Source organism: Pseudomonas serbiensis (assembly GCF_030580745.1).
GTDB lineage: Bacteria > Pseudomonadota > Gammaproteobacteria > Pseudomonadales > Pseudomonadaceae > Aquipseudomonas > Aquipseudomonas serbiensis.
This window is the reverse complement of the sequence record NZ_JAUQOO010000001.1, coordinates 539,520-566,023: the sequence shown is the minus strand read 5'-3', so window position 1 is coordinate 566,023 and position 26,504 is coordinate 539,520. Positions and strand designations below refer to the sequence as shown.

Annotated in this window: 23 protein-coding genes; 10 read left to right on the top strand and 13 right to left on the bottom strand. The window is 58.7% G+C overall.

The window, feature by feature from the left end:
* Window positions 1–122: 122 nt before the first annotated feature.
* The gene (locus tag Q6A51_RS02490; protein ID WP_304574039.1) at window positions 123–1,934 is read right to left on the bottom strand and encodes an ABC transporter ATP-binding protein; all 1,812 of its coding nucleotides are present in this window, start codon (window positions 1,932–1,934) and stop codon (window positions 123–125) included.
* 89 nt (window positions 1,935–2,023) lie between these two features.
* Here Q6A51_RS02490 and Q6A51_RS02485 point away from each other — a divergent pair, with 89 nt between their 5' ends.
* Window positions 2,024–2,455 carry a DUF1810 domain-containing protein gene (locus tag Q6A51_RS02485; RefSeq protein WP_201019591.1) on the top strand — a complete coding sequence of 144 codons (432 nt, stop codon included), beginning with the start codon at window positions 2,024–2,026 and terminating at the stop codon, window positions 2,453–2,455.
* Between the two features lie 5 nt (window positions 2,456–2,460).
* Here the strand turns inward: Q6A51_RS02485 and Q6A51_RS02480 are convergent, their stop codons facing one another.
* The 6 genes from Q6A51_RS02480 to Q6A51_RS02455 all read right to left on the bottom strand — a co-directional run bounded on the left by Q6A51_RS02480 (window position 2,461) and on the right by Q6A51_RS02455 (window position 9,342).
* Window positions 2,461–3,534 carry a DUF1615 domain-containing protein gene (locus Q6A51_RS02480; RefSeq protein ID WP_304574038.1) on the bottom strand — a complete coding sequence of 358 codons (1,074 nt, stop codon included), beginning with the start codon at window positions 3,532–3,534 and terminating at the stop codon, window positions 2,461–2,463.
* 54 nt (window positions 3,535–3,588) lie between these two features.
* Window positions 3,589–4,497 (bottom strand): glutaminase B, encoded by a 909-nt coding sequence (glsB, locus tag Q6A51_RS02475; RefSeq protein WP_201002134.1) that lies wholly within the window; start codon window positions 4,495–4,497, stop codon window positions 3,589–3,591.
* A 119-nt stretch (window positions 4,498–4,616) separates the two neighbouring features.
* Window positions 4,617–5,435: a class II aldolase/adducin family protein gene (locus tag Q6A51_RS02470; protein ID WP_201019588.1), complete on the bottom strand. Its 819-nt coding sequence runs from the start codon at window positions 5,433–5,435 to the stop codon at window positions 4,617–4,619.
* Window positions 5,436–5,626: 191 nt separating this feature from the next.
* Window positions 5,627–6,991, bottom strand: a complete 1,365-nt coding sequence (gene gorA, locus Q6A51_RS02465; protein WP_304574037.1) for a glutathione-disulfide reductase — start codon at window positions 6,989–6,991, stop codon at window positions 5,627–5,629.
* A 105-nt stretch (window positions 6,992–7,096) separates the two neighbouring features.
* A complete protein-coding gene (gene galU / locus Q6A51_RS02460) occupies window positions 7,097–7,936 on the bottom strand; it encodes a UTP--glucose-1-phosphate uridylyltransferase GalU (RefSeq protein ID WP_025259916.1) in 840 nt (279 codons plus the stop codon).
* 44 nt (window positions 7,937–7,980) lie between these two features.
* Entirely contained in the window at window positions 7,981–9,342 is a 1,362-nt protein-coding gene (locus Q6A51_RS02455) for a UDP-glucose dehydrogenase family protein (RefSeq protein ID WP_304574036.1), read from the bottom strand.
* Between the two features lie 183 nt (window positions 9,343–9,525).
* Between Q6A51_RS02455 and Q6A51_RS02450 the strand changes: the two genes are divergently transcribed.
* Complete coding sequence (locus tag Q6A51_RS02450; protein WP_025259914.1) at window positions 9,526–9,807, top strand: hypothetical protein; 282 nt, start codon at window positions 9,526–9,528, stop codon at window positions 9,805–9,807.
* A 7-nt stretch (window positions 9,808–9,814) separates the two neighbouring features.
* Here Q6A51_RS02450 and Q6A51_RS02445 read toward each other — a convergent pair whose 3' ends face one another.
* Entirely contained in the window at window positions 9,815–10,165 is a 351-nt protein-coding gene (locus Q6A51_RS02445) for a hypothetical protein (protein WP_201002128.1), read from the bottom strand.
* Window positions 10,166–10,337: 172 nt separating this feature from the next.
* Here Q6A51_RS02445 and Q6A51_RS02440 point away from each other — a divergent pair, with 172 nt between their 5' ends.
* Together Q6A51_RS02440 and Q6A51_RS02435 are read left to right on the top strand one after the other, a co-directional pair.
* Window positions 10,338–10,643, top strand: a complete 306-nt coding sequence (locus Q6A51_RS02440; protein ID WP_201002126.1) for a DUF1883 domain-containing protein — start codon at window positions 10,338–10,340, stop codon at window positions 10,641–10,643.
* A gap of 16 nt (window positions 10,644–10,659) precedes the next feature.
* Window positions 10,660–10,839 carry a hypothetical protein gene (locus tag Q6A51_RS02435; RefSeq protein ID WP_201002124.1) on the top strand — a complete coding sequence of 60 codons (180 nt, stop codon included), beginning with the start codon at window positions 10,660–10,662 and terminating at the stop codon, window positions 10,837–10,839.
* Window positions 10,840–10,956: 117 nt separating this feature from the next.
* Here Q6A51_RS02435 and Q6A51_RS02430 read toward each other — a convergent pair whose 3' ends face one another.
* From Q6A51_RS02430 to gnd, 4 genes are read right to left on the bottom strand one after another with little or no spacing between them, the layout of a single operon-like run.
* Window positions 10,957–12,777, bottom strand: a complete 1,821-nt coding sequence (locus Q6A51_RS02430; RefSeq protein WP_304574035.1) for a glycoside hydrolase family 15 protein — start codon at window positions 12,775–12,777, stop codon at window positions 10,957–10,959.
* A gap of 46 nt (window positions 12,778–12,823) precedes the next feature.
* Window positions 12,824–13,642 (bottom strand): HAD family hydrolase, encoded by an 819-nt coding sequence (locus Q6A51_RS02425; protein WP_201002411.1) that lies wholly within the window; start codon window positions 13,640–13,642, stop codon window positions 12,824–12,826.
* Complete coding sequence (gene zwf, locus Q6A51_RS02420; RefSeq protein ID WP_304574034.1) at window positions 13,635–15,167, bottom strand: glucose-6-phosphate dehydrogenase; 1,533 nt, start codon at window positions 15,165–15,167, stop codon at window positions 13,635–13,637. Before zwf ends, Q6A51_RS02425 begins: the two co-directional genes overlap by 8 nt.
* The gene (gene gnd, locus Q6A51_RS02415) at window positions 15,167–16,141 is read right to left on the bottom strand and encodes a phosphogluconate dehydrogenase (NAD(+)-dependent, decarboxylating) (RefSeq protein ID WP_201019583.1); all 975 of its coding nucleotides are present in this window, start codon (window positions 16,139–16,141) and stop codon (window positions 15,167–15,169) included. Before gnd ends, zwf begins: the two co-directional genes overlap by 1 nt.
* Window positions 16,142–16,457: 316 nt before the next feature.
* On the opposite strand from gnd, the gene Q6A51_RS02410 reads away from it, so the two are divergent.
* The gene (locus Q6A51_RS02410) at window positions 16,458–16,631 is read left to right on the top strand and encodes a DUF6026 family protein (protein ID WP_201002116.1); all 174 of its coding nucleotides are present in this window, start codon (window positions 16,458–16,460) and stop codon (window positions 16,629–16,631) included.
* A gap of 73 nt (window positions 16,632–16,704) precedes the next feature.
* Here the strand turns inward: Q6A51_RS02410 and Q6A51_RS02405 are convergent, their stop codons facing one another.
* Complete coding sequence (locus tag Q6A51_RS02405; RefSeq protein WP_201002114.1) at window positions 16,705–17,196, bottom strand: GNAT family N-acetyltransferase; 492 nt, start codon at window positions 17,194–17,196, stop codon at window positions 16,705–16,707.
* A 599-nt stretch (window positions 17,197–17,795) separates the two neighbouring features.
* Here Q6A51_RS02405 and glgA point away from each other — a divergent pair.
* From glgA to Q6A51_RS02380, 5 genes are read left to right on the top strand one after another with little or no spacing between them, the layout of a single operon-like run.
* Window positions 17,796–19,388, top strand: coding sequence for a glycogen synthase GlgA (glgA, locus tag Q6A51_RS02400; protein ID WP_201002112.1), 1,593 nt, complete (start codon window positions 17,796–17,798; stop codon window positions 19,386–19,388).
* A 17-nt stretch (window positions 19,389–19,405) separates the two neighbouring features.
* Entirely contained in the window at window positions 19,406–21,220 is a 1,815-nt protein-coding gene (gene treZ / locus Q6A51_RS02395; RefSeq protein WP_304574033.1) for a malto-oligosyltrehalose trehalohydrolase, read from the top strand.
* The gene (malQ, locus tag Q6A51_RS02390; protein WP_304574032.1) at window positions 21,210–23,288 is read left to right on the top strand and encodes a 4-alpha-glucanotransferase; all 2,079 of its coding nucleotides are present in this window, start codon (window positions 21,210–21,212) and stop codon (window positions 23,286–23,288) included. The genes treZ and malQ overlap by 11 nt, the downstream gene beginning before the upstream one ends.
* The gene (locus tag Q6A51_RS02385) at window positions 23,285–26,068 is read left to right on the top strand and encodes a malto-oligosyltrehalose synthase (protein WP_304574031.1); all 2,784 of its coding nucleotides are present in this window, start codon (window positions 23,285–23,287) and stop codon (window positions 26,066–26,068) included. Before malQ ends, Q6A51_RS02385 begins: the two co-directional genes overlap by 4 nt.
* A 17-nt stretch (window positions 26,069–26,085) precedes the next feature.
* On the top strand, window positions 26,086–26,436 hold the full coding sequence (locus Q6A51_RS02380; protein WP_201002104.1) for a DUF2934 domain-containing protein: 351 nt from the start codon (window positions 26,086–26,088) through the stop codon (window positions 26,434–26,436).
* Window positions 26,437–26,504 lie beyond the last annotated feature (68 nt).

Here is a 26,504-nt window from a genome sequence, read left to right as displayed (position 1 = left end):
TTGTTCAGATAAAAACGAGCGCACTCCGGCGCCTGGCAAAGAGGCCCTATAAAACGCCCTCAGGCCAGGGGCTGCAAGTGTTTTGTTGGTGTCTGCCAGCCAACACCTGCATGCCGGAACGCTTAGCGATAACCTTGCGCCTGCAAGTCGAACAGCGTTGCATAGTGGCCACCCGCAGCCATCAGGCTGTCGTGATCGCCACGCTCCAGCACCCGCCCCTGCTCCAGCACAACGATATGCTCAGCATTGCGCACACTGGAAAAACGATGGGAGATCAACAGCGTCATGCGCCCCTTGGCGTACTCGCGAAAGCGGTCGAATACTGCCGCCTCCGCCGCAGCATCCAGCGCAGCGGTCGGCTCATCGAGAATCAGAATGTCGGCATCACGCCGCATGTAGGCGCGGGACAAGGCGATCTTCTGCCATTGCCCGCCGGACAGTTCCTGCCCACCCTTGAACCAGCGCCCCAACTGAGTGGCATAGCCCTTATCGAGTTGCGCAATGAAAGAAGCGGCCATGCCTTGAGTGGCCGCTTCGCGCCAGCGACTCTCGTCATCGAAGGCCGTGATATCCCCCACACCAAGGTTTTCGCCCACCAGAAACTGGTAGCGAATGAAGTCCTGAAAGATCACCCCGATGCGGGTACGCAAGGCGTCTTCATCCCACTGCTGCAAATCACTGCCATCGAGCAGAATGCGCCCGCGATCCGGCCGATAAAGACGGGTCAGCAGCTTGATCAACGTGGTCTTGCCCGAACCATTGGCGCCCACCAGAGCAACACTGCGACCGGGTGCCAGATGCAGGTCGATACTTTCCAGCGCAGGCTGGCTGGAACCTGGATACGTGAAACTCACCGCCTCGAAACGCAGACCATCGCCGGGTGCAACACCTTCGATCAGGCTGCCGGAAGGCGCCTGAACCGGCTGCCCAAGGTATTCGTAGAGATCCGCCAGATACAGACCGTCCTCATACAAACCACTGATCGCCATCAGGCTGCTGCTCACGGCAGTCTGGCCCTGCTTGAACAGCACGAGATACATGGTCATTTGCCCAAGGCTGATTCGCCCATGCACGGCATCGACAATCACCCAGGCATACGTCAGGTAAAAGGCAGCGGTGCCCAGCAAACCCAGCAGAAACCCCCAGCCATCGCGGCGAACGGTCAGTTGACGATCCTCTGCATACAGGCGCTCGAAAGTGTCCCGATAGCGCTTGAGCAATAGCGGCGCAAAACCGAACAGCTTGACCTCCTTGATATGCACCTCATTGGAGAGCAGCGCTTCGATGTAATTCTGCTTGCGTGTTTCCGGGGCGCGACGGGCAAACAGGCGGAAGGCATTGCCCGAAAAGTGCGCCTCGGCAAAGAAGACCGGTAACGCACCCAGCACCAGAATCAGCAGAGCCCAGGGCGAAAAATGCACCAGCAATACGGCAAAGCCCATCAGGGAAATCAGGTTCTGCATCAAGCCCAGGGATTTGGTCACCAATGCCAGCGGCCTGACCGAAGCCTCGCGCCGGACCCGCACCAGCTTGTCGTAGAACTCTGAATCCTCGAACTGCAGCAACGAGAGGGTCTGGGCCTTTTCCAGAATCAGGGTGTTGACCTTCTGCCCAAGCTGCACGCGCAGCAAGGCCTGCTGAACCGACAGCGCCCGCTGAGCGGCGGCCAATAGCGCCAACACGCCCGCTTCGAGCAGTACATAGCGCAGGACCGGCCAAAGCGGCGCGTCACCGGTTGCCGTATTCAACTGGATGGCGGCAAGCACCGAGTCGACGATGCGCTGGCCCAGCCAGGCGGCCAATGCAGGCAGCAGACCGGCAATCAGGGTCGCCAGCACCAGACCGAGGGACAAGGCCCTAGAAGTGGTCCAGACTAGCTGCATGGCGCGGATTGCCTGCTGCAGGAAGGAAGTCAAACGACGAGCAAAGGACATGCGTAAAAGAACTCTTGGAACAGGGATGAATTGAGAGCAGGCCTGATACCACAAAACTGCCCCGGCCCACCGTGAAAAAGAGGCACATCATGCACGATGCTTACGACCTGCAACGTTTCGTCGAGGCTCAGGAACCGGTTTTCCGGCAGGCGCTGGCCGAACTGGAGGCCGGTAGAAAACGCAGTCACTGGATGTGGTTTGTATTCCCGCAGATCAAGGGCCTGGGACATAGCGCCATGGCGCAGCGCTATGCCATCAGCAACCTCGATGAAGCCCAGGCTTACCTGCAACACCCTCTGCTGGGGCCTCGCCTGGAAGAATGCGCAAAGGCCATCGCGCCTCAAGTACAGCGTTCGGCGCGACAGATTTTCGGTTCCCCGGATGACCTCAAGCTGCATTCAAGCATGACCCTGTTCGCAGCCGCAGCGCCGGAGCACCCGCTGTTCAAGGAAGTGCTGGACACCTTCTTCGATGGAGAACCGGACACCATGACGCTGGAGAAACTGCAAGCCTTTCCCTGAAGCCTTCAAACGCCTGCCGAAGAGCGCTGCATGCAGCGCTCGCGTCGCTCATCGACGCGCTCCGCAAACCAGGCCGTCGTCAGTTTGCGTGTGATCTTCGGACTTTTCAGGACAATGCCGGGCAAGACGGCCCGAGGCAGCGGCTTGCCCTGAGTCTTCTGCGCCAGTTCAAAGACCCGGGTGTAAAGCCGGGTTTCCTCGAACTCAAAAGTGTCGCCCTGCTTGAGCTGGTTCCAGATGGCCGAATTGCTCATGTCCAGACGAGCTCCCAGGGTACGGACAGCCAGCTCCGTGGAGCCTGGCGAAGTCGAATCGTAGCGGATCAGGTCGCCATCCAGCGCCAGATCGATACCAGTGGCCCGGCTGACTGCATTCTGGAAAGCGGCATTGCGGCTCGCGTACCAACCCGCATTGAAGTCCGCAAAACGATAGATCGATTGCGTGTAGTTCGCCGGGTAGCCGAGCAGATGGGCAATGCCGAAGTACATGCCGCCACGCCGGGTAAAGACCTCACGGCGGATGGAGCCATCGACCGGATACGGATAATTGGCAGCCTGCTTTTCAGCAAAGGCAATGCTGACCTGCATCGGCCCGCCGGTGCGCACCGGATTGAAATTACCGAACAGGGTTTGCCCCAGAGGCACCATGCCGATGAAGTCATCGAAAATGGCGCTCAGCTCTTTTTCGGTGCGGGCCGCATCCAGTCGCGCGCCATAGGATTTGCCGCTGGGCGAACGGATACGCAGGGCCGCATTGACCAGCGCTGCCGGAATATGCAGCCGTGAGGCGCGCCGGTCGATCTCGGCACGGGCGATCTTCGCCATTCCCGGCACCGTCGGATCAACCTGATAGGTGGATTCCTGCTCGGTCACTGCCAGCACGGAACACAGGTTCTCGGTACTCAGATCGATCCTCTGTGCCACGAAGGCGGCATAGATATCGTTCGCCCACGCCTGACGATCCGGGGTCTTGGCCGGCATCAGACGCACGATCTGGGCCCGCGCCTGATCAGGGCTCAACTCTGGCTGTTGAGCCCGTTGGGTACTGCATCCGGCAATCGCCAGCGTAAGGCTCATCATGAGCGTTCCAGACTTCATCCCATTCACTTGCTTACCTCTCACCTCAATACAGGTCTAGAACACAGACCACTCAATCCTCGCACTCAGTTTCTCCAGCGCTGCCATACCGACCAGCGAATTGCCTGCCGCGTTCAATTCCGGGGACCACACACAGACAGAAAAGCGCCCAGGCACAACGGCAACGATACCGCCGCCCACGCCGCTCTTGCCCGGCAAGCCCACCCGATAGGCAAAATTGCCGGCCTCATCGTAAAGACCGCTGGTAGCCATGATCGAATTCAATTGCGTGGCCTGGCGAGCCGTCAGGATCTGTGCGCCGCTATGGGTACAGAAGCCCTGATTGGCCAGGAAACCAAAGGCACGCGCCAGGTCGATGCAGTTCATGCTCAGCGCGCAATGATGGAAATAGCTGCGCAGCACGTCTTCGACATCGCCATGAAAGTTATCGAAGGATTTCATGAGGTACGCAGCCGCAGCATTGCGGGAACGATGCTGGTATTCGGACTCTGCGACCTTGGCATCGGAAATGATGGTGGGGTTGCCACACAGGCGCCGCACGAAGTCCCGCATCGACAGCGAGGGGGCGGCAAAGCGTGCCTGATTGATATCGCAGATCACCAACGCTCCTGCGTTGATGAAAGGGTTGCGCGGCCTGCCCCGCTCGAACTCCAGCTGGACCAGCGAATTGAATGGCTGGCCGGAAGGCTCGTGCCCCAGACGCTTCCAGATATCCTCGCCGGAATGCCCGATAGCCTGAACCAGGCTGAAGACCTTGGAAATACTCTGGATCGAAAACGGCGTGGCCGCATCACCGGCGTAGAACACTTCGCCGCTGTTGCTATAGACCGCGATACCCAGTTGATCGGGGCGAACTTCACCCAACGCAGGAATGTAATTGGCAACCTTGCCCTGACCGAGCAAGGGCCTGACTTCATCAAGAATTTCGTTCAGCAGGTTTTGCATGCATGCGCCCCGTGTTTTGGGTGCGCACACTACACCAACAATTGAAAACGAGCATCATCCAACAAGGACAATGTCCCGTGTTTTACAGTCATCGTGAAAAAGCCTGACCTCACCCGACATCAGGTCTTGTATTCGGTATCGGTGCGTTCAAGTTGACGGATCAGTGCATTCCAGTGCCTGGACACATAGGGCTCGTCACCATCCTTGAAGGCCTTGACCTGATTTTCCACAGTGGCGATCACTTCTGCAGGCGGGAAAACCAGCTCCGCATTGCCAGCAGCCTGAGCGGCGATCTGGATATTGCAGGCGTACTCCAGCGATTGCAGTTGCTGGAACGCATGCTCGACACTCACCCCGGCAGTCAGCAAGCCATGGTTGCGCAGGATCATCACGCTCTTGTCGCCCAGATCCGCCACCAGCCGCTCACGCTCGTCCAGGTTCAGTGCCACCCCTTCATAACCGTGATAGGCCACTCGCCCCGAGAACCCCAGAGAATGCTGGGAAATAAGCAGCAAGCCATCCTTCTGGGCAGAAACCGCAATGCCGTCGCGGGTATGGGTATGCAGTACCGCCTGAAGATCGGGACGTGCGCCATGGATCGCGCTATGAATCACGTAACCGGCATAGTTGATGCCAAGCCCCGTCGGGTCATCGACGATGGTGCCGTCGAGATCGACCTTGACCAGGTTCGATGCGGTAATTTCATCGAACAACAGGCCAAAGGCGTTGATCAGGAAATGCTCGTCCGGGCCAGGAACTCGTGCGGAGAAATGGGTGTAGATGTGATCGGTCCAGCGCTTGAGTGCCGCCAGACGATAAGCCGCCGCCAGCTTGACCCGCACTTCCCACTCCTCAGGCGAAACGCGATCCCGGACGCTACCTGATTTTTCCGGGCCTGGAATCCCTTGCTGGACTGGTAAAGCGCTGACGTTGCTCATGGTATTGCTCCTGAATGACTTTAAAGCCTGTCCCACAAGACTAAGCGCATAACAAAATCATTAAAAAGCACATTTTCTTATAAGCTAATTATGAAAAAAGCAAATATTAGAAGCACTGCAACATCGCTTGCAGCTTAAAGCTTGCGGCTTGTAGCTGGGCGCTAGCTACAAGCCTCAAGCTGCAAGAGGAGCTACAGCGCCCGCGCCACCGGCGTCCTCATCGTCACAAACTCTTCCGCAGCGGTCGGGTGTACGCCGATGGTGTCATCGAATATCTGCTTGGTCGCCCCGGCCTTCAGGGCGATTGCCAGGCTCTGGACGATCTCGCCGGCATCCGGGCCGACCATGTGGCACCCCAGCACGCGATCGGTCTGAGCGTCGACCACCAGTTTCATGAAGGTCTTCTCCTGATCGCCGGTCAGGGTCAGTTTCATGGGGCGGAAGCGACTCTCGAAAATCTGCACCTGATGCCCGGCCTTGATGGCGTCTTCTTCGGTCAGGCCGACCGTGCCGATGTTTGGCAGGCTGAAGACGGCCGTCGGGATATGGTTGTAATCCACCGGACGATACTGCTCTGGCTTGAACAGGCGGCGAGCGACAGCCATGCCTTCAGCCAGTGCAACTGGCGTCAGTTGCACGCCACCGATCACATCGCCGATGGCCAGGATCGACGGCTCGCTGCTCTGATAATGCTCGTCGACCTCGATATAACCGTGCTCGTCCAGCTTGATGTCCACGCTTTCCAGCCCGAGGTTGTCGAGCATCGGGCGACGACCTGTGGCGTAGAACACACAATCCGTTTCCAGCGTGCTGCCATCCTTGAGGGACAGCAAGAGACTGCCATCGGCCTGCTTTTCAATACGCTCGATATCGCTGTTGAAGCGCACATTCATGTGTCGCTTGACCAGCTCTTCATGCAAGTGAGTCCGCACACCACCATCAAAACCGCGCAGGAACAAATCGCCGCGATAAAGCAGTGTGGTGTCGGCCCCCAGACCATTGAAGATCGAAGCGAATTCCACGGCAATGTAGCCACCGCCAACCACCGTCACGCGCTTGGGCAGCTCCTTGAGATAGAAGGCTTCATTGGAAGTGATGGCATGCTCGCGACCCGGCACGTCAGGCACCTGTGGCCAGCCACCGGTCGCAATCAGGATGCGTTCGGCACTGTAGCTCTGGCCGTTGATTTCCACGCGCTGCGGCCCCGTGATCCGCGCATGGCCTTCCAGCAGCGTGACGCCGCTGTTGACCAGCAGATTGCGATAGATACCGTTGAGGCGATTGATTTCGCGGTCCTTGTTGGCGATCAGCGTGGCCCAGTCGAATTGTGCCTCGCCCAGTGACCAGCCAAAGCCTTTGGCCTGCTCGAAGTCTTCGGAATAATGGGCGCCGTACACCAGCAACTTCTTGGGTACGCACCCCACGTTGACGCATGTACCGCCCAGGTAGCGACTTTCGGCCACAGCCACCCGCGCGCCGAAACCAGCGGCGAAACGCGCCGCCCTTACACCACCGGAACCGGCACCAATTACAAAAAGATCGAAGTCGTAAGCCATTACTGTCTCCTTAGCGATGAAACAGCATACCCGCTAAGCGCTCAGTCCAGAAATGACAAAGCCACCCGAAGGTGGCCTTGTCTTGAAGCATGTACAGGCGATGGATCAGTAAGCCTTGCCCGTTTTGTAGAAATGCTCGAAGCAGAAGTTGGTTGCTTCGATGTAGCCTTCGGCGCCGCCGCAGTCGAAACGCTGGCCCTTGAACTTGTAAGCCAGAACGTTGCCTTCGGCAGCCTGTTTCATCAGGGCGTCGGTGATCTGGATCTCGCCGCCTTTGCCTGGAGCGGTCTGTTCGATCTTCTCGAAAATGTCCGGGGTCAGGATGTAACGACCGATGATTGCCATGTTCGATGGAGCGTCTTCAGGCTTTGGCTTCTCGACCATGTCGGTGACACGGAACAGGCCTGGCTTGATTTCGTCACCGGCAATAACACCGTACTTGTTGGTTTCCTGAGGATCGACTTCCTGGATCGCGATGATCGAGCAGCCGTAATGGTTGTGCAGCTTGACCATCTGGGCCAGTACACCGTCACCATCGAGGTTGACGCACAGGTCGTCCGCCAGAACCACGGCGAACGCTTCCTTGCCGATCAGAGGACGACCGCTGAGGATCGCGTGACCCAGGCCTTTCATTTCTGTCTGGCGAGTGTAGGAGAAGCTGCACTCGTCGATCAGTTTGCGGATACCGACCAGGTATTTCTCTTTATCAGTACCCTTGATCTGGTGTTCCAGCTCGTAGCTGATATCGAAATGGTCTTCCAGCGCGCGCTTGCCGCGACCGGTGACGATGGAGATCTCATTCAAACCAGCGGCGAGCGCTTCTTCCACACCGTATTGGATCAGTGGCTTGTTGACCACCGGCAGCATTTCCTTGGGCATGGCTTTGGTCGCTGGCAAAAAGCGAGTACCGTAACCGGCTGCTGGGAACAAGCATTTCTTGATCATAAAAGTCCTTGGTAAGGGCTGTTGGTGTTAGCGGCGCAGTCTAATCAGGCGGCGGTCACCTTACAATGCCCCGCCACTGGCCGTCCGATGCCATGGTAGAGGAATCCATGAGCAGATAGTTCCGCAAAATCATAGATATTGCGCCCATCAAAAAGCACGGGCATGCGCATCAGGCCCCGTACGCGGATGAAATCCGGCTGACGAAACTGCTTCCATTCGGTCAGCAGAACCACTGCATCTGCGCCTTCGACACAGCTGTACAGCGACTCGCTCAAGCGTAGCTGACCACTTTGCACGGCGCTGGAATAATATTCGGCCACCGGTCCAGTCGCCGCCGGGTCCGTGGCATGGACTTTCGCACCGGCCGCCAGCAAGGCATCGATGAGCACCAGGCTTGGCGCTTCACGAATGTCGTCGGTACCGGGCTTGAAGGCCAACCCCCACAAAGCCACCACCCGTCCTTGCATGTAACCGCCAAAATGCTGGAGCAAGGCCTGGAACAGCAAGGTCTTCTGGGTTGCATTGCGTTGCTGTACAGCGCGCAGGATCTGCGGCTCGAAACCCTGTTGCTCGGCCGTACGAATCAGGGCACGCACATCCTTGGGAAAACACGACCCGCCATAACCGCAACCGGCGTAGATAAAATGCGTACCAATGCGCTTGTCACTGCCGATACCACGACGCACCTGCTCGATGTCCACACCCAGATGAGCGCATAACCCGGCCATTTCGTTGATGAAGGAAATCTTTGTCGCCAGAAATGCATTGGCGGCGTACTTGCTGAATTCCGCCGCTCGCACGTCCATGACCAGGGCTCGCTCGCGGTTACGCAGGAACGGCCCATACAGGCGCTGCAACAATTGCGCGGACTCAGGCTCGGCACATCCCAGAATGACCCGGTCCGGCCTCATGAAGTCCTCGATTGCAGCGCCTTCCTTGAGAAACTCGGGGTTGCTCGCCACCGCTACACGGGCAGCCAGGCCACGGCGCGAAAGATGCCCGTTGATGCGCAGCGCCAATGTTTCGGCGGTGCCCACCGGCACGGTTGACTTGTTGACCACCAGGCAAGCCCGATTCAGGCATTGCCCCAGCTGATCCGCGACTTTCAGCACATGGGACAGGTCTGCCGATCCGTCCTCGCTGCCAGGCGTGCCTACGGCAATGAAAACGATCTCGGCCTGACGTACGCCCTCCTCCAGGCTTGAGGTAAACCGCAACAATCCACTGGCCTGATGCTCCTTGAGCATGGGCTCAAGCCCAGGCTCATAAATCGGGCACTCGCCACGGCGCAAGGCGGCAATTCTCTGCAAGCGGGTTTCGACACACACCACCTGATTGCCCATTTCAGAAAAGCAGGCCGCCGTTACCAGCCCCACGTATCCGGCACCGATTATGCACAGTCGCATGTGTCGCCCCTCCATTCGGATTTGCGACGATTGCAACGCAAACCGATTGCAGCCCGGTGATGACATGACGACAGACACATGACAGAAGAATTATCATGCGTTACATGGCGGAACGATGGCACTGGCGATCAGTCCAACCCTCGTATTGCAAACTCTCCCCGGCCTTATCTTGAAGCGAAAAACATGATCAGAGTTCTGTCCATTATTGCTGTACTGGGCCTGACTGGCTGCGCAACCGCCTCCAACACCTACCTGAAGAATGGCAAGCAAGGCTTGAGCATCGACTGCTCAGGCGAAGCGATGTCATGGGCCAGCTGCTATGAAAAAGCCGACGCATCGTGCGCCGGCACCGGTTACGAGATTGTCGGAACCGATGGCACGCCACGGCCGGCCGAAAGCGAGAAAACCCTTGGCCTGGACGTGGGCAACTACAAGAGCCGTAGCGTACTGGTGGTGTGCAAATAGATTTCGATCAGCCTGAAATGCAGGCCTCAGCCGCGTTGCGCACATCCTTGAAACGCAGAGGCAGGTTGGAAAGACGTTCATGGACCTTGATGGAGCTGCCTCCAGAGCGATTCTCGACATAAATCACTGCGGCGGGGTCACTGCTGAGGCTTTGCGCAACGATGATGCGCAAACCGTCGCGATGACGCTCAATGAGCGGTGGCTCGCGGCTGTCGCTGATTTTTTCGACGAAGCAATCGGCATATTGCTGGGGCGTCTTGCCGGAAATCACGTTCAGGGTTGCAGGTGAATGCTCGATATCAGCAACGGTCGCACATCCGCTCATCGCCAAAGCCATGACTACAACGGCCAGTTTCATACAATCCCCTCCAAATTAAAGGTGCTACGACAAGCAAAGGCGCGATTAGATCCCAACCGAGTCACTTTTTACCAGAAAGACCGCAATTGACACCCAATCAACGGCAAATAGCGCGCGCCGCATGCTATCGTTTTGATTTTTCAGAATAAAGCCACGGCTTTCGGAGACACCCATGAAATTCGTACACCAGCGTGAGCATTTGAACGAGGACGATCTGGTCGTCATCCAGTGCTCGCAAACGTGCAATATCCGCCTGATGAACGATGCCAACTTTCGCAGCTTCAAGAACGGCGGACGTCACACCTACCACGGTGGCGCGTTCGACAAGTTCCCGGCCAAGATCGCAGCTCCCAGCACGGGTTTCTGGAATATCACCATCGACACCACTGGCCGCAAGCCAAGCGCGAATCCGGGGCACAAACCGCAATTCACCCACTCGATCAAGATCGTTCGTCGCTCGACCTCTCGCCTGAGCTGACACCCAAGGAGCTACTGTGAACAACCCTGCCAAAACGACCAAATATGCCGTCAGCTACAAGCTCAATGGCGAGCGCCGCTTCGAGTTTGCACAACTGCAATCCGCTTCGGCAGAAGAAGCGCGGGCTGCGCTGGAAAAGATGCATGGCCAGAGCGATGACCAAATCACCGACGTGAAAGTCAGCAAGGCTCTTTAACCGTAGCAGCCTGTTTGCGGGACCAATCGCCAGCCGACCAGATTCATTTTTCGCGAATGAATTCGCTACCTGCTGCCCCCACAGGAGCGACTTCAGTCGCGAAAAGGCCAGAAGCTTTCACACACAACCTTCAAAACCAGCCGATGCACGCGCCCTGAGCGGGCACTCCGCACGATGCAGGTTCAGCGCGGTATTGATGATGCCGATATGGCTGAATGCCTGGGGGAAGTTGCCCAGCATGTGCCTGCCGTGCGGCTCGTACTGCTCGGCCAGCAGACCCACGTCATTGCACAGGCTGCATAAACGGTCGAACAAGGCTCGGGCTTCCTGCTTGCGGCCCTGCAGGACATAGACATCGGCCAGCCAGAACGAACACACCAGAAAAGTCCCTTCGGTTCCCGACACGCCATCGACACTGCGCTCATTGTCATAGCGCAGCAAAAGACCATCCTGCATCAGGGTACGCTCGATCCGCTCAACGGTGGCGACCACCCGAGGGTCGTTGGCGGGCAGAAACCCGGTAAGGGCAATCTGGAGCAGGCTGGCATCCATCTCCGTGGCGCCATAGGTCTGCACGAAACAGCCCAGTTGCGTATTGAAGCCATTGAGGCACACGTCGGCGTGGATCTGATCCGCTACCTCCCGAAAATGCCGCGCCAGGGCACGATCTTCTTCGGTGAGCGCAGCCTGGGCTATCTGTGTCGCATTACGGTCGAAGGCCACCCAGGCCATGACCTTGGAATGGGTAAAATGCCGCGGCTCGGAACGAATTTCCCAGATACCGGCGTCCGGCAAATGCCAGACCGTCTCCAGAAACGGCATCACCACCTTGGAAATCGCAATGCTGCGCGGGTGTCGCGGCATGCCGCCCTTGAGTGCCTGAATCATGGCATCGGCCACTTCGCCATAGACATCCAGTTGCATCTGGGTTGCAGCACCATTGCCTATGCGCACGGGCTGCGACCCTTTGTAACCGCTTAGCCAGGGCAACTCATACTCCATCAACCGCCGCTCACCGCCCAGGCCATACATGATTTGTATCTGCTCTGGGTTGCCGGCCACCGAGCGCAGCAGCCAGTCACGCCACTCTGTCGCTTCCTCGAAATAACCCAGATTCATGAACGCCAACAACGTCATGGTCGCGTCCCGCAACCAGCAATAGCGGTAATCCCAATTGCGCTCACCCCCCAATTGTTCAGGCAGAGAAGTCGTCACAGCAGCGACGATACCGCCCGTGGGCTGATAGGTCATGGCCTTGAGGGTAATCAGCGAACGCTTGACCTGAGCAGTCCAAGGCCCGACATCAGGGCAACGATCGGAAAACTCTCGCCAGAAAGCCTCTGTGCGAATCATCGCCTGATCGGCATCGACATCGGGAAGTATCGGTTCGTATGAAGGCTGATAAGCCAGGGTGAAGACCTTGCGCTCGCCAGCGGCGACATGGAAGTCACTGCCGGTGTGGTGATCATGGGGCTGAAGGGAAACCGGGCTGCGTAACACGAGCATTTCCGGCCCGGCCACGGCAGTCAGAGTGTGTGGGTCCTTCTTTTCGACCCACGGCACCGTACTGCCGTAATCGAAGCGAATGGCAAGGTCCATGCTGAAGCGCACCCGCCCTTCAAGACCGACCACAATCCGCACCACCTGATTGTCGACGCCCATAGGCATGAAGTCGATCAGCAGTGCGCAGCCGTTCGGGGTCGTGAACCGGGTTTCCAGAATCAGAGTGCCTTCGCGATAACAGCGCTCGACAGACGTGATCTCTTCTGCCGGAGCTATCTTCCAGCGGCCGTTATCGCTGTCGCCCAGCAACGCCGCGAAACAGGCAGGCGCATCGAAACGCGGAAAACACAGCCAGTCCAGCGAACCATCCCGGGCAACCAGTGCGGCAGTCCGGCAATTACCCAACAGTGCGTAGTCTTCAATCAGTGCAGCCATTCGAGAATGTCCGTCCTATTGTGAAGCCTCGCCGGGAACAGAAACCTCAGCGTGGCAAGATGTAACGGTCGATGGCCTGGGCCACCCCATCCTGCAGATTGCTGGCCGTAACCTCATCGGCCCGGGCCTGAACACTGGCGTCGGCCTGGCCCATGGCAATGGATAACCCGGCCCGCTGGAACATGGCGACATCATTGCCGCCATCACCAATGGCAGCCGTATGTTCAAGCTCCACTCCCAGATACTCGGCCAGAGTTGCCAGAGCCTCGCCCTTGTTGGCCGCCACTGCCGTGATATCGAGGTAATAAGACTGCGAACGCGCCGCCAGCGCCTTCCCCTCAATCAACGGGTTGAGGCGATTTTCCAGCACTTCAAGCAAGCCGAAATCGGTACTGGAGGCCACGATCTTGTCGATGCGGTCCAGATATGGCTCGAAACTGTCCACCAGAAGCGGTTCATAGCCCAGCGCATGACGCTCGTGATCGACATAGGCGCCGTCAAGGTCAAGCAACAGCCATTGGTCATCGGCGAAAACCCAGACCGCGACCTCCTGAGCAGCAAACAGCTCCAGGCAAGTGCGCGCAGCGTCCCGATCGATACGATAGGCCGCCAGCAGGCTTCCATCTGGATGGGTAATCGCGCCGCCATTGAAGGCTACGGTCGGCAGTTCGACGCCCAGGGCTTCGATAATCTGCCGCATGGCCCGTGGCGGACGGCTGCTTGCCAGGGTGAAATGAACTCCGGCATCGCGCAGCCGCTTCACTGCATCGACCGTCACCGGGCTGAGGCTGTGGTCGGGTAGCAGCAAGGTGCCGTCGATATCAGACATCATGAAGCGGATAAGTGGCTGCTCGCGCTCAATCATCGATCTGGCGCCACTCACGTCCATCGCGGGTCAGCAGATCCCTGGCAGCAGCAGGCCCGTCTTCCCCGGCCTTGTACAACTGCACCTCGGGCTTCTCGGCCCAAGCATCCAGAAACGGCTGCACGGCACGCCAGCCATTCTCGATATTGTCGGCACGCTGGAACAGCGTCTGGTCGCCCGTCAGGCAGTCGTAGATCAGGGTTTCGTAGCCGGTCGATGGCTGCATCTCGAAAAAGTCCTTGTAGGCAAAACCCAGTTCGATGTCTTCCATTTCCAGCGTCGGCCCCGGACGCTTGGCAAACAGGTCGAACCAGACACCTTCGTTGGGCTGGATCTGGATCCGCAGATAGTTGGGCTTGAGCCGGTCAACCTCGGTATCCCTGAACTGGGCATAAGGTGCCGGCTTGAAGCAGATGGCGATTTCGGTGTCGCGGGAGCTCATGCGCTTGCCGGTCCGCAGATAGAACGGCACCCCGACCCAACGCCAGTTATCGACCAGAACCTTGAGGGCGACATAGGTTTCGGTCGTGCTGTCAGCCGCGACCCGCTCCTCCTCGCGATAACCGACAACGTCGCGCTCGCCTGCACGGCCAGGCCCATACTGGCCGCGCACCGAGTTGGCCAGCGCTTCGTCCGTGCTCCATGGGCGAATCGCCCCGATGACCTTGGCCTTCTCGCCCCGCACTGCATCGGCGCCGAACGCCGCCGGAGGCTCCATGGCAACCATGGCCAACAACTGGAACAAGTGATTGGGCACCATGTCGCGCAGTGCCCCGGTGTTCTCGTAAAAACTGCCGCGGGTTTCAACGCCCACGGTTTCAGCCGCAGTAATCTGTATGTGATCGATGTAATGGTTGTTCCAGAACGACTCGAAAAAGGCATTGGAGAAACGGGTGACCAGAATGTTCTGCACCGTTTCCTTGCCCAGATAATGGTCGATCCGGTAGATCTGCTTTTCGCTCATGACCTTGAGCAGGCAGGCATTGAGCTCAACCGCACTGGCCAGATCGGAGCCAAACGGCTTTTCGATCACGACCCGGCGAAAAGCACCTTCGGTTTCCGTCAGCAGGCCTGAAGAGCCGAGGCGCGAGGCCACTTCGCTGAAGAAACGCGGCGCCGTGGCAAGATAGAAAACGGCGTTGGCAGTGCCGCTGCTCTCGATCTTGCCGGCGATGTCCTGATAGGTCGAATCGTCGAGAAAGTCGCCCTGCACATAGCTGATGCGCTTGGCCAGCTTGCCCCAGAGCGCAGGGTCCAGCGCCTCTCCACCCGCCTCGGCCACCTTGCTGGCGGCCTCCTGGCGGATGAAGTTTTCCAGCTTGAGGGCAAAGTCGGCGTCACTGATCGCATTGTGATCGACACCGACAATGTGCAGACCTTCGTCCACCAGGCCGTCACGCGCCAGGTTGTAAAGCGCCGGCATCAGCAAACGCTTTACTAGGTCGCCATGAGCACCGAACAGAAACAGTGTCGTAGCCGGAGCGACCTCAGCCTTTTGTGCGGACTTGCCGCGTGACAGGCCCATTACTTGGGTTCCTTGTGACCACCGAACCCGAAGCGCATGGCGGAAAGCATCTTGTCGGCGTAGGAACTGGTCTGACGCGAACGGAATCGTGCAAAGAGCGCACTGGACAATACCGGGACCGGAACAGCCTGCTCGATGGCGGCTTCGATGGTCCAGCGGCCTTCACCACTGTCGGCCACGGAACCGGAGAACGCATCCAGTTGCGGATCAGTTGCCAGGGCATCGGCGGTCAGGTCCAGCAGCCAGGACGAAACCACGCTGCCGCGACGCCAGACTTCGGCAATATCAGCGGTATTGAGGTCGAAACGCTGCTCGGGCGGCAAGTGCTCGGAGTTCTTCTGCTTGAGCAGATCGAAGCCCTCGGCAAAAGCCTGCATCATTCCGTATTCGATACCGTTGTGGATCATCTTCACGAAATGACCGGAACCGGCAGGGCCTGAATGAATGTAACCACGCTCGGCGCGGTCATCGCTGGAAGTGCGGCCCCTGGTGCGCTCGATCGAGCCATAGCCCGGAGCGAGGGTTGCAAACAGCGGGTCCAGACGCTCGACGATGGCGCTTTCGCCGCCAATCATCATGCAGTAGCCACGCTCCAGCCCCCAGACACCACCGGAAGTACCGACATCGATGTAATGCAGGCCTTTCTGGGTCAGCTCCTGGGCACGACGGATGTCATCCTTGTAGAAGGTGTTACCGCCATCGATGATCACATCGTCGGCTTCGAGCAACTGGCTCAAGGCCTGAATGGTGTCTTCGGTTGGAGCACCAGCCGGCAGCATTACCCAGACAGCACGTGGTTTCTCAAGTGCAGCTACCAGTGACGCGAGGTCGGTGGCAGGCGTCGAACCTTCGTTGGCCAGGGTATTGCGCAAGGCTTCGTCGCGGTCATAGACCACAGTGCTGTGGCCATCGAGCATCAGTCGCCGTGCAATATTGCCGCCCATGCGGCCCAGCCCAACAATCCCAAGTTGCATGAAAAGGTGCTCCTCAATCTGTAAAAAGGTGCCTCACTTTCTCGGATCCAGCACTTGATTCAGTGACACATGCTGGTTAGTCAAGAAAGCTCTGGCATCGGTTCCCCAGAGCGGGGATGGCGGCACATCTGCCACCCGATAGTGCATTTTGTCGTTAACGGGAAAGGTTCGCGACAATTAAAAATAAAAAAGTTCCAATTTAACGCAAAAGAAATCAAAATCAGGGCCGATAGAGAGACAAGCAGTGGCGATTCAGGGAACGATTGTCAATGCAGAGGTCTTTCCGACGTTGAATCCGCCATTTGCGAGGTGAGCAATGGGCACTGTACTACCAGCACTTGCACCACAAACCCTGTACGTCACTATCCGTCGCGATGAACTGCGTGCGCTCAAAGAAGAGCGTGAACAGTTACTCAGCAAAGTAGCTCACTTGAGCCTGCTTCTGCAGCAAGCCCAGCTGTCCGCTCCCGGCACAGCCCTGCAAGCCTGATCCGCTAACCCCCGCCCCGACCTGAACGTTCAGTGGCAAGCCTGATATCTGGCTTGCCCGCGATGAGCGTAGCTTAAAGCGTTTTCTGCCAGAACATCGCACGCCCCATTTCCGGGTTGAGCTGATAGCCGCCAAAACCCTGCCTTGCATACACGCGCTGCGCCGTCTCGTTACCTTCCAGTACTTCCAGTGTCAGCTTGCAGCAACCACGTTGACGTGCAATTTCCTCGACCTTGGCGAGCATTTTCTGACAGATGCCCAGGCCACGATGCTGGGGCAACACAGCAACGTCATGGATATTCACCAGCGGGCGACAGGCAAAAGTCGAAAACCCCTCGAAGCAGTTGACCAGCCCTACCGGCTCGTTAGCGATAAAAGCCAGGACACTGAAGGCATGAGGTCGCTTGGCCAGTTCGATTGCCAGTTGCTGACGGGTATCAGCCGATAATGACTCGCCACCACCCATTACATCTTCGGCATAGTGATTCAAGACGAATCCAATCGCTTCGGCATGCACCGGATTGGTATAGCTCGCTTGCAGTACCAGCACCTCTGGGGCTTCCATTTCCAACCTCTTCAATACGTCGACACAGTTTGATTCCACCGGCAAGCATGCACAAAGGCAAGCCAACGGAGGCCGATTCTATCGCGCCTCACCCCAAAATGTTCCAACATGAATGTAGGAAATTTCCTCGGACGCCCAAAGATAAAACGCCCCATGCACCCGGAAGAGGCATACAGCCTGTTTCCCACCGAAAAAGTGCGCAAATTCATTGCATCTGTCATTGAATTCGCTGAAATCAGCACGGTGGCCAAGGCAATCCGACGACCGGTCACGACACCCTTTTCCAGCTCCTGAGCCCGCACCAAAAAGACGCGCCCTTGCCTCTTCGGGCTCCCGCGGCCCCAGCGTTATCTACGCCTAATGCCCATGCCAGACATTTCCCCGTAAAAAAGTCGAAACTTCTCCAAAACGGGTGGGTCATCTCAATAGAGCGCCTATGCTATTGGCTGACCAATAAGCATTGGGTCTCATCACCACGCTCCATCACTGCGCAAGGCATAAACAGGTACTGATCTTGCGTAGTGCATATCGTCAGCCATAGGGAATGGCTCATAAAAACACCAATGCTGCACCAACACTGTGTTGAATGGGAGAAAACGATGATTAGCGCCGCGGTCAAAACCCAGAAGGGAGAGAGTTTTAATCAGCTGGCCAACGAGCTGACTCATCTACCATCATTTGCTACAACCCCTGCTCCACAGCTTCAACTACCCCCTTCAACTACACAGCCCACCCTATCGCCGGTCAACAGACGCAAAGTGCTGTTCGTGACTTCGGAGCTGGCTGATCTGGTAAAGACCGGGGGCCTGGGCGATGTGTCTGCCGCCCTGCCGCGCGCCATGCGTCACCTGCATGATGTACGAGTGCTGATTCCTGGCTATCCGCAAGTGCTCAACAGCGGTAACCCGATCCATGTGATCAGTGAGCTGGGAGGCTATGCCGCCTTGCCTGCCTGCAAGATCGGGCGTATGGATATGAAGGACGGTCTGGTCATCTATGTATTGATCTGCCCTGAACTTTACGAGCGTGAAGGTACGCCTTATGGCGACGCCAACGGCCGCGACTGGTCCGATAACCATATCCGTTTCGCCCGGCTGGGGCTGGCGGCGGCCGACTTCGCCGCTGGCGCGGTAAAAAGCCAGTGGAGCCCGGAGCTGGTCCACGCCCACGACTGGCCTGCCGGCCTGGCCCCCGCCTACATGCGCTGGCGCGGGCAGACCACGCCAAGCATTTTCACCATTCATAACCTGGCCTACCAAGGCACAGTCAGTACAGGTTCGAGTCGTGAACTGGGTATTCCGGACGAAGCCTTGAGCAGCGACGGCATGGAGTTCTACGGCAAGCTGTCCTTCATCAAGGCCGGCATGGCCTACGCCAGCCATATCACGACGGTCAGCGCGACCTACGCCAGAGAAATCACGACTCCCGACTTTGGCTGCGGCCTGGAAGGCTTCCTGCAAAGCAAGGCCGACAAGGGCCAGCTCAGCGGTATCCCCAATGGTATCGACGCCAGCTGGGATGCAAGTACCGACGAGCACTTGATCTGCCATTTCGCACCCAACGAGTGGCTGCGCAAGGAAATCAACGCCGACTACGTTCGCGAGCTGTTCGAGCTGGATCCTTCGAGCGGCCCGCTGTTCGCCGTGGTTTCGCGGCTGGTGTACCAGAAGGGTCTGGACCTGACCATCGGCGTAGCAGAGCACATCGTCAATCAAGGCGGACAAATCGCGATCATCGGCCGTGGCGAACCGGAGGAAGAGGATGCCATGCGCGCCCTGGCCGAACGTTTTCCGGGGCGAATCAGTGTCCGTATCGGCTTCAACGAAACCGATGCGCGCCGCATGTTTGCCGGCAGCGATTTCCTGCTGATGCCATCCCGCTACGAGCCTTGCGGCCTGAGCCAGATGTACGCCCAGCGTTTCGGCTCACTGCCGGTTGCTCGCAATACCGGCGGCCTGGCAGACACGATAGAAGATGGTGTTACCGGTTTTCTGTTCGATGACTCCAGCGTAGAGAGCTACACCGAAGCGTTGAATCGTGCCTTCAAGGTTTTCGCCAACCATGAATTGCTCAATGCCATGCGCTGCCGCGCCATGGCTGCACCGTTCAACTGGCAGCAGGCTGTAGAACCCTATGCAGAGCTGTATCAGGACCTGCTGAAAAAGAATGCAGGTGTTTCGACTTACTATTGAGGAGAAGGGGTCACTGGATGCTTGTGCGTACAGACGATAGCTGGTGCCACGGTGCCGTTTTGTTGGACCCCGAACACACCCGGTTCGCCCTCTGGGCACCGGATGCCAAAGATGTAAGCGTCGAGCTGGACAATGGCCAGTCACTGGCCATGTCGGCACGCGAGGACGGCTGGTTCGTTATCGATGCCCGCTGCAAGGCGGGCACTCGCTACCGCTACAGAATCGACAAGGCGCTGGAGGTGCCGGACCCGGCCTCCCGCGCCCAGGTCGATGGCGTGCATTCGCAAAGCATCGTGGTCGATCACCAGGCTTATGAGTGGCAACACACACACTGGCTCGGTCGCCCATGGCACGAGGCTGTGATCCATGAACTGCATGTCGGCACACTGGGCGGTTATGCCGCAGTAGAGACACATCTGGCCCGGCTTGCAGAACTGGGCGTCACCGCCATCGAGCTGATGCCGCTGGCGCAATTCCCCGGTGATCGCAACTGGGGCTACGACGGCGTACTGCCCTATGCCCCGCAATCCTCCTATGGCACCCCGCAACAGCTCAAGCACCTGATAGACACGGCCCACGGCCATGGCCTGATGGTGATCCTGGATGTGGTCTACAACCACTTCGGCCCGGACGGCAACTATCTGGGCAGCTACGCCAAAAGCTTCTTTCGCAGCGATGTGAACACGCCCTGGGGCGATGCCATCGATTTTCGTCGGCCGCAGGTTCGTGACTTCTTCATCGACAATGCCCTGATGTGGCTGCTCGAATATCGATTCGACGGGCTGCGCCTGGACGCCGTACATGCCATCAAGGACGACACCTTTCTGCCAGAGTTTGCCCGGCGCGTGCGTCAGCGCATCGACAAGGACCGGCATGTCTGGTTGAACCTGGAAAACGAATTCAATCAGGCAAGGCTGCTTGAACAAGGCTTCGATGCCCAGTGGAACGATGACGGGCACAACACCCTGCATGTCTTGCTGACCGGCGAAACCGATGCCTATTACTCGGACTTCGCACAAGAGCCGACCCGGAAGCTGGCTCGTCTGCTGAGCGAAGGTTTCGTCTATCAGGGCGAAGCAACCCGGCACAGCCATAACCGGGGCGAGCCCAGCGGGCACCTTGAACCCAGTGCCTTCGTCCTGTTCCTGCAGAATCACGATCAGATCGGCAATCGCGCCTTGGGTGAGCGCCTGACCCGGCTCTGCTCTGCCCCTGCGCTCAAGGCGGCGACCGCCCTGTTGTTGCTGTCGCCAATGATCCCGCTGATGTTCATGGGCGATGAATGGGGTGCGAGCGAACCTTTCCTGTTCTTCACCAGCCACCACGGCGAACTGGCCGACGCCGTTCGCGAGGGGCGACGAAACGAATTCGCCGACTTCGCAGCCTTTGCCGACGAGGAGCGCCGAGAGCACATCCCCGACCCCAACGACCCGCAAACCTTCGCCGCTTCTCGCCCCGCCTTCGATGCCATCGAACTGGAAACCGACAAAGGCAGCGACCATCAAAGCTGGCTGCAGCTCTATCGACAACTGCTGGGCATTCGTCACGACCAGATCGTCCCGCGCCTGCCGGGCACCCGCGCACTGGGTTGCGACGTGCTGGGCGATGGCGCGGTCAGTGCGCGCTGGCGCATGGGCGATGGCAGTGTCCTGCGCATCGATCTGAATCTCGGCGAGCATCCGGCAGTGGCACCCGAACGGGATAGCGCTACGCTTCTCTTTGCCACTCAGCAACATCCGGTAGAACTTTCCCGACGAGGCACCCTCAATCCTTACACGGCCATTGTCAGCCTGACAGCAAGTGATGTTCTGGAGGAACAGGATGAGCAATGAGCAATTGGAGAGACTTGCCACTGAAGCAGGCTTGTCGGTGCATTGGGTCGATGCGAATGGTCGACCGCAAACGGTCAGCCCGCAGGTATTGCGCAAGGTTCTCGAGGCACTCGGTCACCCGGCAGACAGTAGCGAAACCATCGACGCCAGCCTGCTGCAATTGCAGACCTCCATGCACGGCGCCAGCGCCCCGCCGCTGCTGACGGTGGACCATGGCAGCAATCTGGACCTGTCCGAATGGTTCGAGCCTGAGACACCTTTCGTCCTGCATCTGGAAGACGGTTCACGACTGGCTGCCAGGCTGACCGCCAATGCGCAGTTGCCAGCACTGGCAACCATCGGCTATCAGCAACTGGATATCGCCGGCCAGCACCTGACCATCGCCGTAGCCCCCAAAGCCTGCTTCAGCATGGCCATGGCAACCGATGTCCGTGTGCCCCGCGCATGGGGGCTGACAGTGCAGCTATATGGCCTCCGTCGTGAAGGCGATGGCGGATTCGGCGACACCCAGGCGCTTGAAGCCCTGGTGCGCTCGGCCGGCGAACGGGGTGCCGACGCCTTGGCGATCAGCCCCATCCACGCCATGTTCGCCAGCGACCCGCACCGATACAGCCCTTATTCCCCCTCAAGCCGCCTGTTCCTCAACAGTCTCTACGCTTCGCCGGGCATGATCCTCGGCGAGCGAGCCTGGCGTCAGGCCGTTGAAGATGCCGGTGTGAGCGATGAGTTCAAGCGTCTGGAAGACTTGCCCTTGATCGACTGGCCAGCGGCCGCCAGTGCCAAGTGGAAAGCTCTTCATAAACTCTATGAAGCGTTCAGTACCGGTGCTCATCCGCTGTACGAAGACTTCAACAGCTTCCGCCACAGTGGCGGCGAAGCCCTGGAAAACCATTGTCGCTTTGAAGCCCTGCGCGCCGAGTGCCCGAACATGGGCATCAGTGACAATTGGCATGAGTGGCCGGACGAACTGAAAAACCCGCGCAGCGACGCCATTGGCCTGTTCGCCGCAGCCCACGGCCGGCAGATCAGCTTTCATGCCTTTACCCAGTGGCTGATCACTCGCAGCCTGGAACGTGCGCAGGTTGCCGCACGCAGCAGTGGCATGAGGGTTGGCCTGATCGCCGACCTGGCAGTGGGCGCAGACGGCGCCGGCAGCCAGGCCTGGAGTCGGCAGGACGAACTGCTGTCGGCGCTGACCGTTGGCGCACCGCCGGATATCCTCAATCGCTCAGGACAAAGCTGGGGGATCTCGGCTTTCTCTCCCGATGGGCTGAAACGCAACGGCTTCCGGGCTTTCATCGAGATGCTGCGCGCCAACTTCGCCCATGCCGGTGGCTTGCGTATCGACCATGTGATGGGCCTGCAACGCCTGTGGGTCGTGCCACTGGGGTCGCCGCCCAGCGAAGGCGCCTACCTCAACTACCCGCTTGACGACATGTTGCGCCTGCTGAGCCTCGAATCCTGGCGGCACAAGGCAATTGTGCTGGGAGAAGATCTGGGCACAGTCCCCGAAGGCCTGCATGAGAAACTGTCGGCCCGTGCGATTCTGGGCATGCGCGTCTTGTTGTTTGAACAGAACAACGGGCATTTCAAACCGATCCTCGACTGGTCGGACGAAGCACTGGCCACGACCAGCACTCACGACCTGCCCACTCTGACGGGCTGGCTGAGCGAGCTGGATATCGAGTGGCATTCGCGCCTGGGCCATCTCGACGAACAAAGCGAGCGCCATTGGCGCGAAGAACGGGCCCGTGAATACGATAGCCTGCGCCGTGCCTTGAGCCAGAACAACGACAACTTGCCCGCCGACACCGAAGACTTCAGTCGCATCATCGATGCCAGCATCCGCTATCTGGGCCATACCCGCGCACCGCTGGTGCTGCTGCCCATGGAAGATGCTCTGGGCGTTCATGAGCAGGCCAACCTGCCCGGCACCATCGACAGTCATCCGAACTGGCGACGGCGCTTCACTGCAGAAAGTGCCGCCTTGCTCGACCATGAAGACACTGCACGAAGGCTGGAGCTGCTGTCCCAATCCCGGCTGCAAGCTGCGGAGCGTGACCGATGAGTATTGCCCTGCAACCCCTGCGCGCGACTCAACGCTTGCAGTTCCACAAGGACTTCACCCTCGACGACGCTGTGCCATTGGTGCCCTATTTTGCCAGCCTGGGTATCAGCCACATTTATGCCTCTCCGCTGCTCAAGGCGCGGGCCGATTCCATGCATGGCTACGATGTGGTCGACCCGACCATCATCAACCCGCAACTGGGCGGCGAACCGGCACTGCGCCGTCTGGTAGAGGCCCTGCGCGCCCACGGCATGGGCCTGATCCTCGATATCGTTTCCAATCACATGGCCGTCGGCGGTGCGGACAACCCCTGGTGGCTCGATCTGCTGGAGTGGGGGCGCGGCAGCCCTTACGCCAGCTTTTTCGATATTCAGTGGAACTCCCCCGACCCGCTGCTCGAAGGCCAGTTGCTGCTGCCATTCCTGAGCAGCGACTACGGAGCGGTGCTGCAAGCCGGGGACGTTGCGTTGCGTTTCAATGCGCAGAACGGCTCGTTTCATATCGAGCACTATCAGCATCACTTTCCGATCACGCCAATGACCTACGGCCCGTTGCTGCATGCCAGCGCGCATCCGCAACTGACCGAACTGGGCCAGCGCTTTTCGGCACTGAGTCAGTACCCCCAGGCTTACGAGCGTGCCCGACAAGCCAAGGCCGAGCTGGCTGAAATGGCCAGGAACCCAGAAATACTTCAAGCCATCGAGCAAGGAATTACACAGTTCGACTCACGGGAAAGCGAAGGCTTCAACCGTCTGCACCACTTGCTTGAACGCCAGCATTATCGATTGGCCAGTTGGCGCACCGCCGCCGATGACATCAACTGGCGGCGCTTCTTCGACATCAATGAACTGGGTGGCCTGCGGGTCGAAAGGCCCATGGTCTTCGAGGCTACCCATGGCAAGATTTTCCAGTTGATCGAGGAGGGTCTGGTAGACGGTCTGCGCATCGACCATATCGACGGGTTGGCCGACCCTCGCGGCTACGGCCGTAAACTGCATCGTCGGGTCCAAGGGCTGCTCAGGCACCGTCCTGCCCACGCCCGGCTGGACCACCTGCCGATTTTCGTCGAGAAGATCCTCGGCCCCGATGAACCGTTGCGCGATGACTGGAGCGTGGATGGCACCACCGGTTACGAGTTCATGAATCAGGTATCCCTGCTGCAACACGATCCCAAGGGCCAGGCGCCGCTGGCCGAACTCTGGAGCCGACTGACAGAACGCAGTGCGGATTTCGATCAGGAGGTGCTGCAAGCCCGTGATCTGGTGCTGCATGGCACCCTGGCCGGCGACTTCGAGAATCTTGCTCAGGCGCTGCTGCAAGTAGCGCGCAGCGACCTGATGAGTCGCGACCTGACCCTTGGCGCCATTCGCCGTGCGCTGCTGGCACTGGTGGTGAACTTCCCGATCTACCGGACCTACATCAGTGCCTGCGGCCGTTCGCCAGAGGACGATCGTTTCTTTCAGCAGGCGATGCAAGGCGCCCGCACGACGCTCAACGAAGGTGACTGGCCAGTGCTGGATTACCTGCAACGCTGGCTAGGGGGTGAGCCATGGCGAAAGCTGCCCCGCGGGCGCCTTCGCGATCAACTGCGCAAAGCCTGTGTCCGCTTTCAGCAACTGACCTCCCCCGTCGCAGCCAAATCCGTGGAAGACACCGCCTTCTATCGCTCGGCAGTGCTGCTTTCGCGCAACGACGTAGGGTTTCATCCCCAGCACTTCAGTGCGCCGGTGGAAGCCTTTCATGAGGCCTGCCAGCAGCGACACGACAAGTTTGCCAACAACCTGCTGGCGACCGCGACCCACGACCATAAACGCGGCGAAGACACTCGCACGCGACTGGCCGTGCTCAGCGAATGCGCAGACTGGTATGCCGAGCAAGTCGAGCGCTGGCGACAACTGGCGATCGCGCTGAAAGGTGAAGACCCGACCATCAGCGCGGGGGATGAGCTGATGCTCTATCAGGCGCTGCTGGGTAGTTGGCCGCTTGATCTTGAAGGTGAGCAAGCCCATGAAACCTATGCTCAGCGCATGGTTCAGTGGCAGGAAAAAGCCCTGCGTGAAGCCAAGCTGCAAAGCAGTTGGGGCTCGCCCAATCAGGCCTATGAAGGCGCCTGCCGGGAATTTCTCCAGCGCCTGCTGCTGGCCCCTGAAGCCTTGGCGCTGCGTCAGTCTCTGGGGGCGACCGCCAACCGCATCGCTGTCGCCGGAGCACTCAACAGTCTGGCGCAGACTTTGCTGCGCTTGACCGTACCGGGTGTGCCTGATCTGTACCAGGGCACCGAGTTCTGGGATTTCAGTCTGGTGGACCCTGACAACCGTCGCCCGGTGGACTACAAGGCCCGTGAGCGAGCCCTGGCTGAATCCGTTCCGGCCCCCGAACTGCTGAGCGACTGGCAGGACGGCAGAGTCAAGCAGGCGCTGATCGCACAGGTGCTGAATCTGCGCGCAAAACATTCAAGCCTGTTCAGTCACGGGGAGTATCTGCCCCTGCAAGTGACTGGCAGCCACGCAGAGCATGTAGTGGCTTTCGCTCGTGTATGGGAGGGCGAGCGCGCCATTGTTGTTGTTCCACGCACAAGCAGTGAACTATTGGGCACTGCGCAAACTCCATTCATTAATGCTGCCAATTGGGGAAATACACGAATCATTCTGCCGTTCGCTGATTCACATCCAGACTGGAAGGGCCTCTTTTCTGACGTCGTAGTTATAAATGACAGGGAAATACAGCTCAGTGCAGCGCTCAAGGATTTTTCTGTAAACCTGCTTATTCAAACTATGTAATACCTGGGAGTGTCGAGATGAGTGCCGACGAAAAAAGAATCCGCGAATTTGCATATCAGATATGGGAATCGGAAGGGAAGCCCACTGGGCAGGAACAGCGTCACTGGGAAATGGCCCGCAAACTGGCAGAAGCCGAAGCACTGGCTCCGGATAAAACCAGTGCCAGCAAGGCCAACAAGCCCAAGTTACCCAAGGTCGATGGAGGTACGCCAAAAACCGCGCCCTCCAAGCCGGCAGCCAAGGCAGCACCGGTAGCCAAACCAGCCGCCGCACCCAAGCCCGCTGCAAAACCAAAGTCACCTCCTACCCAGGCAGAACAACCGCCCAAGCCTGCGGCGAAGAAACCACGTAAACCACCGGCGACTTGAAACGCTACAGGTCCTGTACCTGCACACTGCCGCAGATGTCGCGCTAGATCACGGCGCGACCTGCGGCA

Coding starts and splice junctions, on each gene's coding strand:
- glgA (WP_201002112.1), top strand. CDS start 17,796: ATGATTAGCGCCGCGGTCAAAACCCAGAAGGGAGAGAGTTTTAATCAG.
- Q6A51_RS02490 (WP_304574039.1), bottom strand. CDS start 1,934: ATGTCCTTTGCTCGTCGTTTGACTTCCTTCCTGCAGCAGGCAATCCGC.
- Q6A51_RS02425 (WP_201002411.1), bottom strand. CDS start 13,642: ATGATTGAGCGCGAGCAGCCACTTATCCGCTTCATGATGTCTGATATC.
- zwf (WP_304574034.1), bottom strand. CDS start 15,167: ATGGGCCTGTCACGCGGCAAGTCCGCACAAAAGGCTGAGGTCGCTCCG.
- malQ (WP_304574032.1), top strand. CDS start 21,210: ATGAGCAATGAGCAATTGGAGAGACTTGCCACTGAAGCAGGCTTGTCG.
- Q6A51_RS02480 (WP_304574038.1), bottom strand. CDS start 3,534: ATGATGAGCCTTACGCTGGCGATTGCCGGATGCAGTACCCAACGGGCT.
- treZ (WP_304574033.1), top strand. CDS start 19,406: ATGCTTGTGCGTACAGACGATAGCTGGTGCCACGGTGCCGTTTTGTTG.
- Q6A51_RS02410 (WP_201002116.1), top strand. CDS start 16,458: ATGGGCACTGTACTACCAGCACTTGCACCACAAACCCTGTACGTCACT.
- glsB (WP_201002134.1), bottom strand. CDS start 4,497: ATGCAAAACCTGCTGAACGAAATTCTTGATGAAGTCAGGCCCTTGCTC.
- Q6A51_RS02430 (WP_304574035.1), bottom strand. CDS start 12,777: ATGGCTGCACTGATTGAAGACTACGCACTGTTGGGTAATTGCCGGACT.
- Q6A51_RS02455 (WP_304574036.1), bottom strand. CDS start 9,342: ATGCGACTGTGCATAATCGGTGCCGGATACGTGGGGCTGGTAACGGCG.
- Q6A51_RS02440 (WP_201002126.1), top strand. CDS start 10,338: ATGAAATTCGTACACCAGCGTGAGCATTTGAACGAGGACGATCTGGTC.
- Q6A51_RS02385 (WP_304574031.1), top strand. CDS start 23,285: ATGAGTATTGCCCTGCAACCCCTGCGCGCGACTCAACGCTTGCAGTTC.
- Q6A51_RS02470 (WP_201019588.1), bottom strand. CDS start 5,435: ATGAGCAACGTCAGCGCTTTACCAGTCCAGCAAGGGATTCCAGGCCCG.
- Q6A51_RS02450 (WP_025259914.1), top strand. CDS start 9,526: ATGATCAGAGTTCTGTCCATTATTGCTGTACTGGGCCTGACTGGCTGC.
- gnd (WP_201019583.1), bottom strand. CDS start 16,141: ATGCAACTTGGGATTGTTGGGCTGGGCCGCATGGGCGGCAATATTGCA.
- galU (WP_025259916.1), bottom strand. CDS start 7,936: ATGATCAAGAAATGCTTGTTCCCAGCAGCCGGTTACGGTACTCGCTTT.
- gorA (WP_304574037.1), bottom strand. CDS start 6,991: ATGGCTTACGACTTCGATCTTTTTGTAATTGGTGCCGGTTCCGGTGGT.
- Q6A51_RS02445 (WP_201002128.1), bottom strand. CDS start 10,165: ATGAAACTGGCCGTTGTAGTCATGGCTTTGGCGATGAGCGGATGTGCG.
- Q6A51_RS02405 (WP_201002114.1), bottom strand. CDS start 17,196: ATGGAAGCCCCAGAGGTGCTGGTACTGCAAGCGAGCTATACCAATCCG.
- Q6A51_RS02485 (WP_201019591.1), top strand. CDS start 2,024: ATGCACGATGCTTACGACCTGCAACGTTTCGTCGAGGCTCAGGAACCG.
- Q6A51_RS02380 (WP_201002104.1), top strand. CDS start 26,086: ATGAGTGCCGACGAAAAAAGAATCCGCGAATTTGCATATCAGATATGG.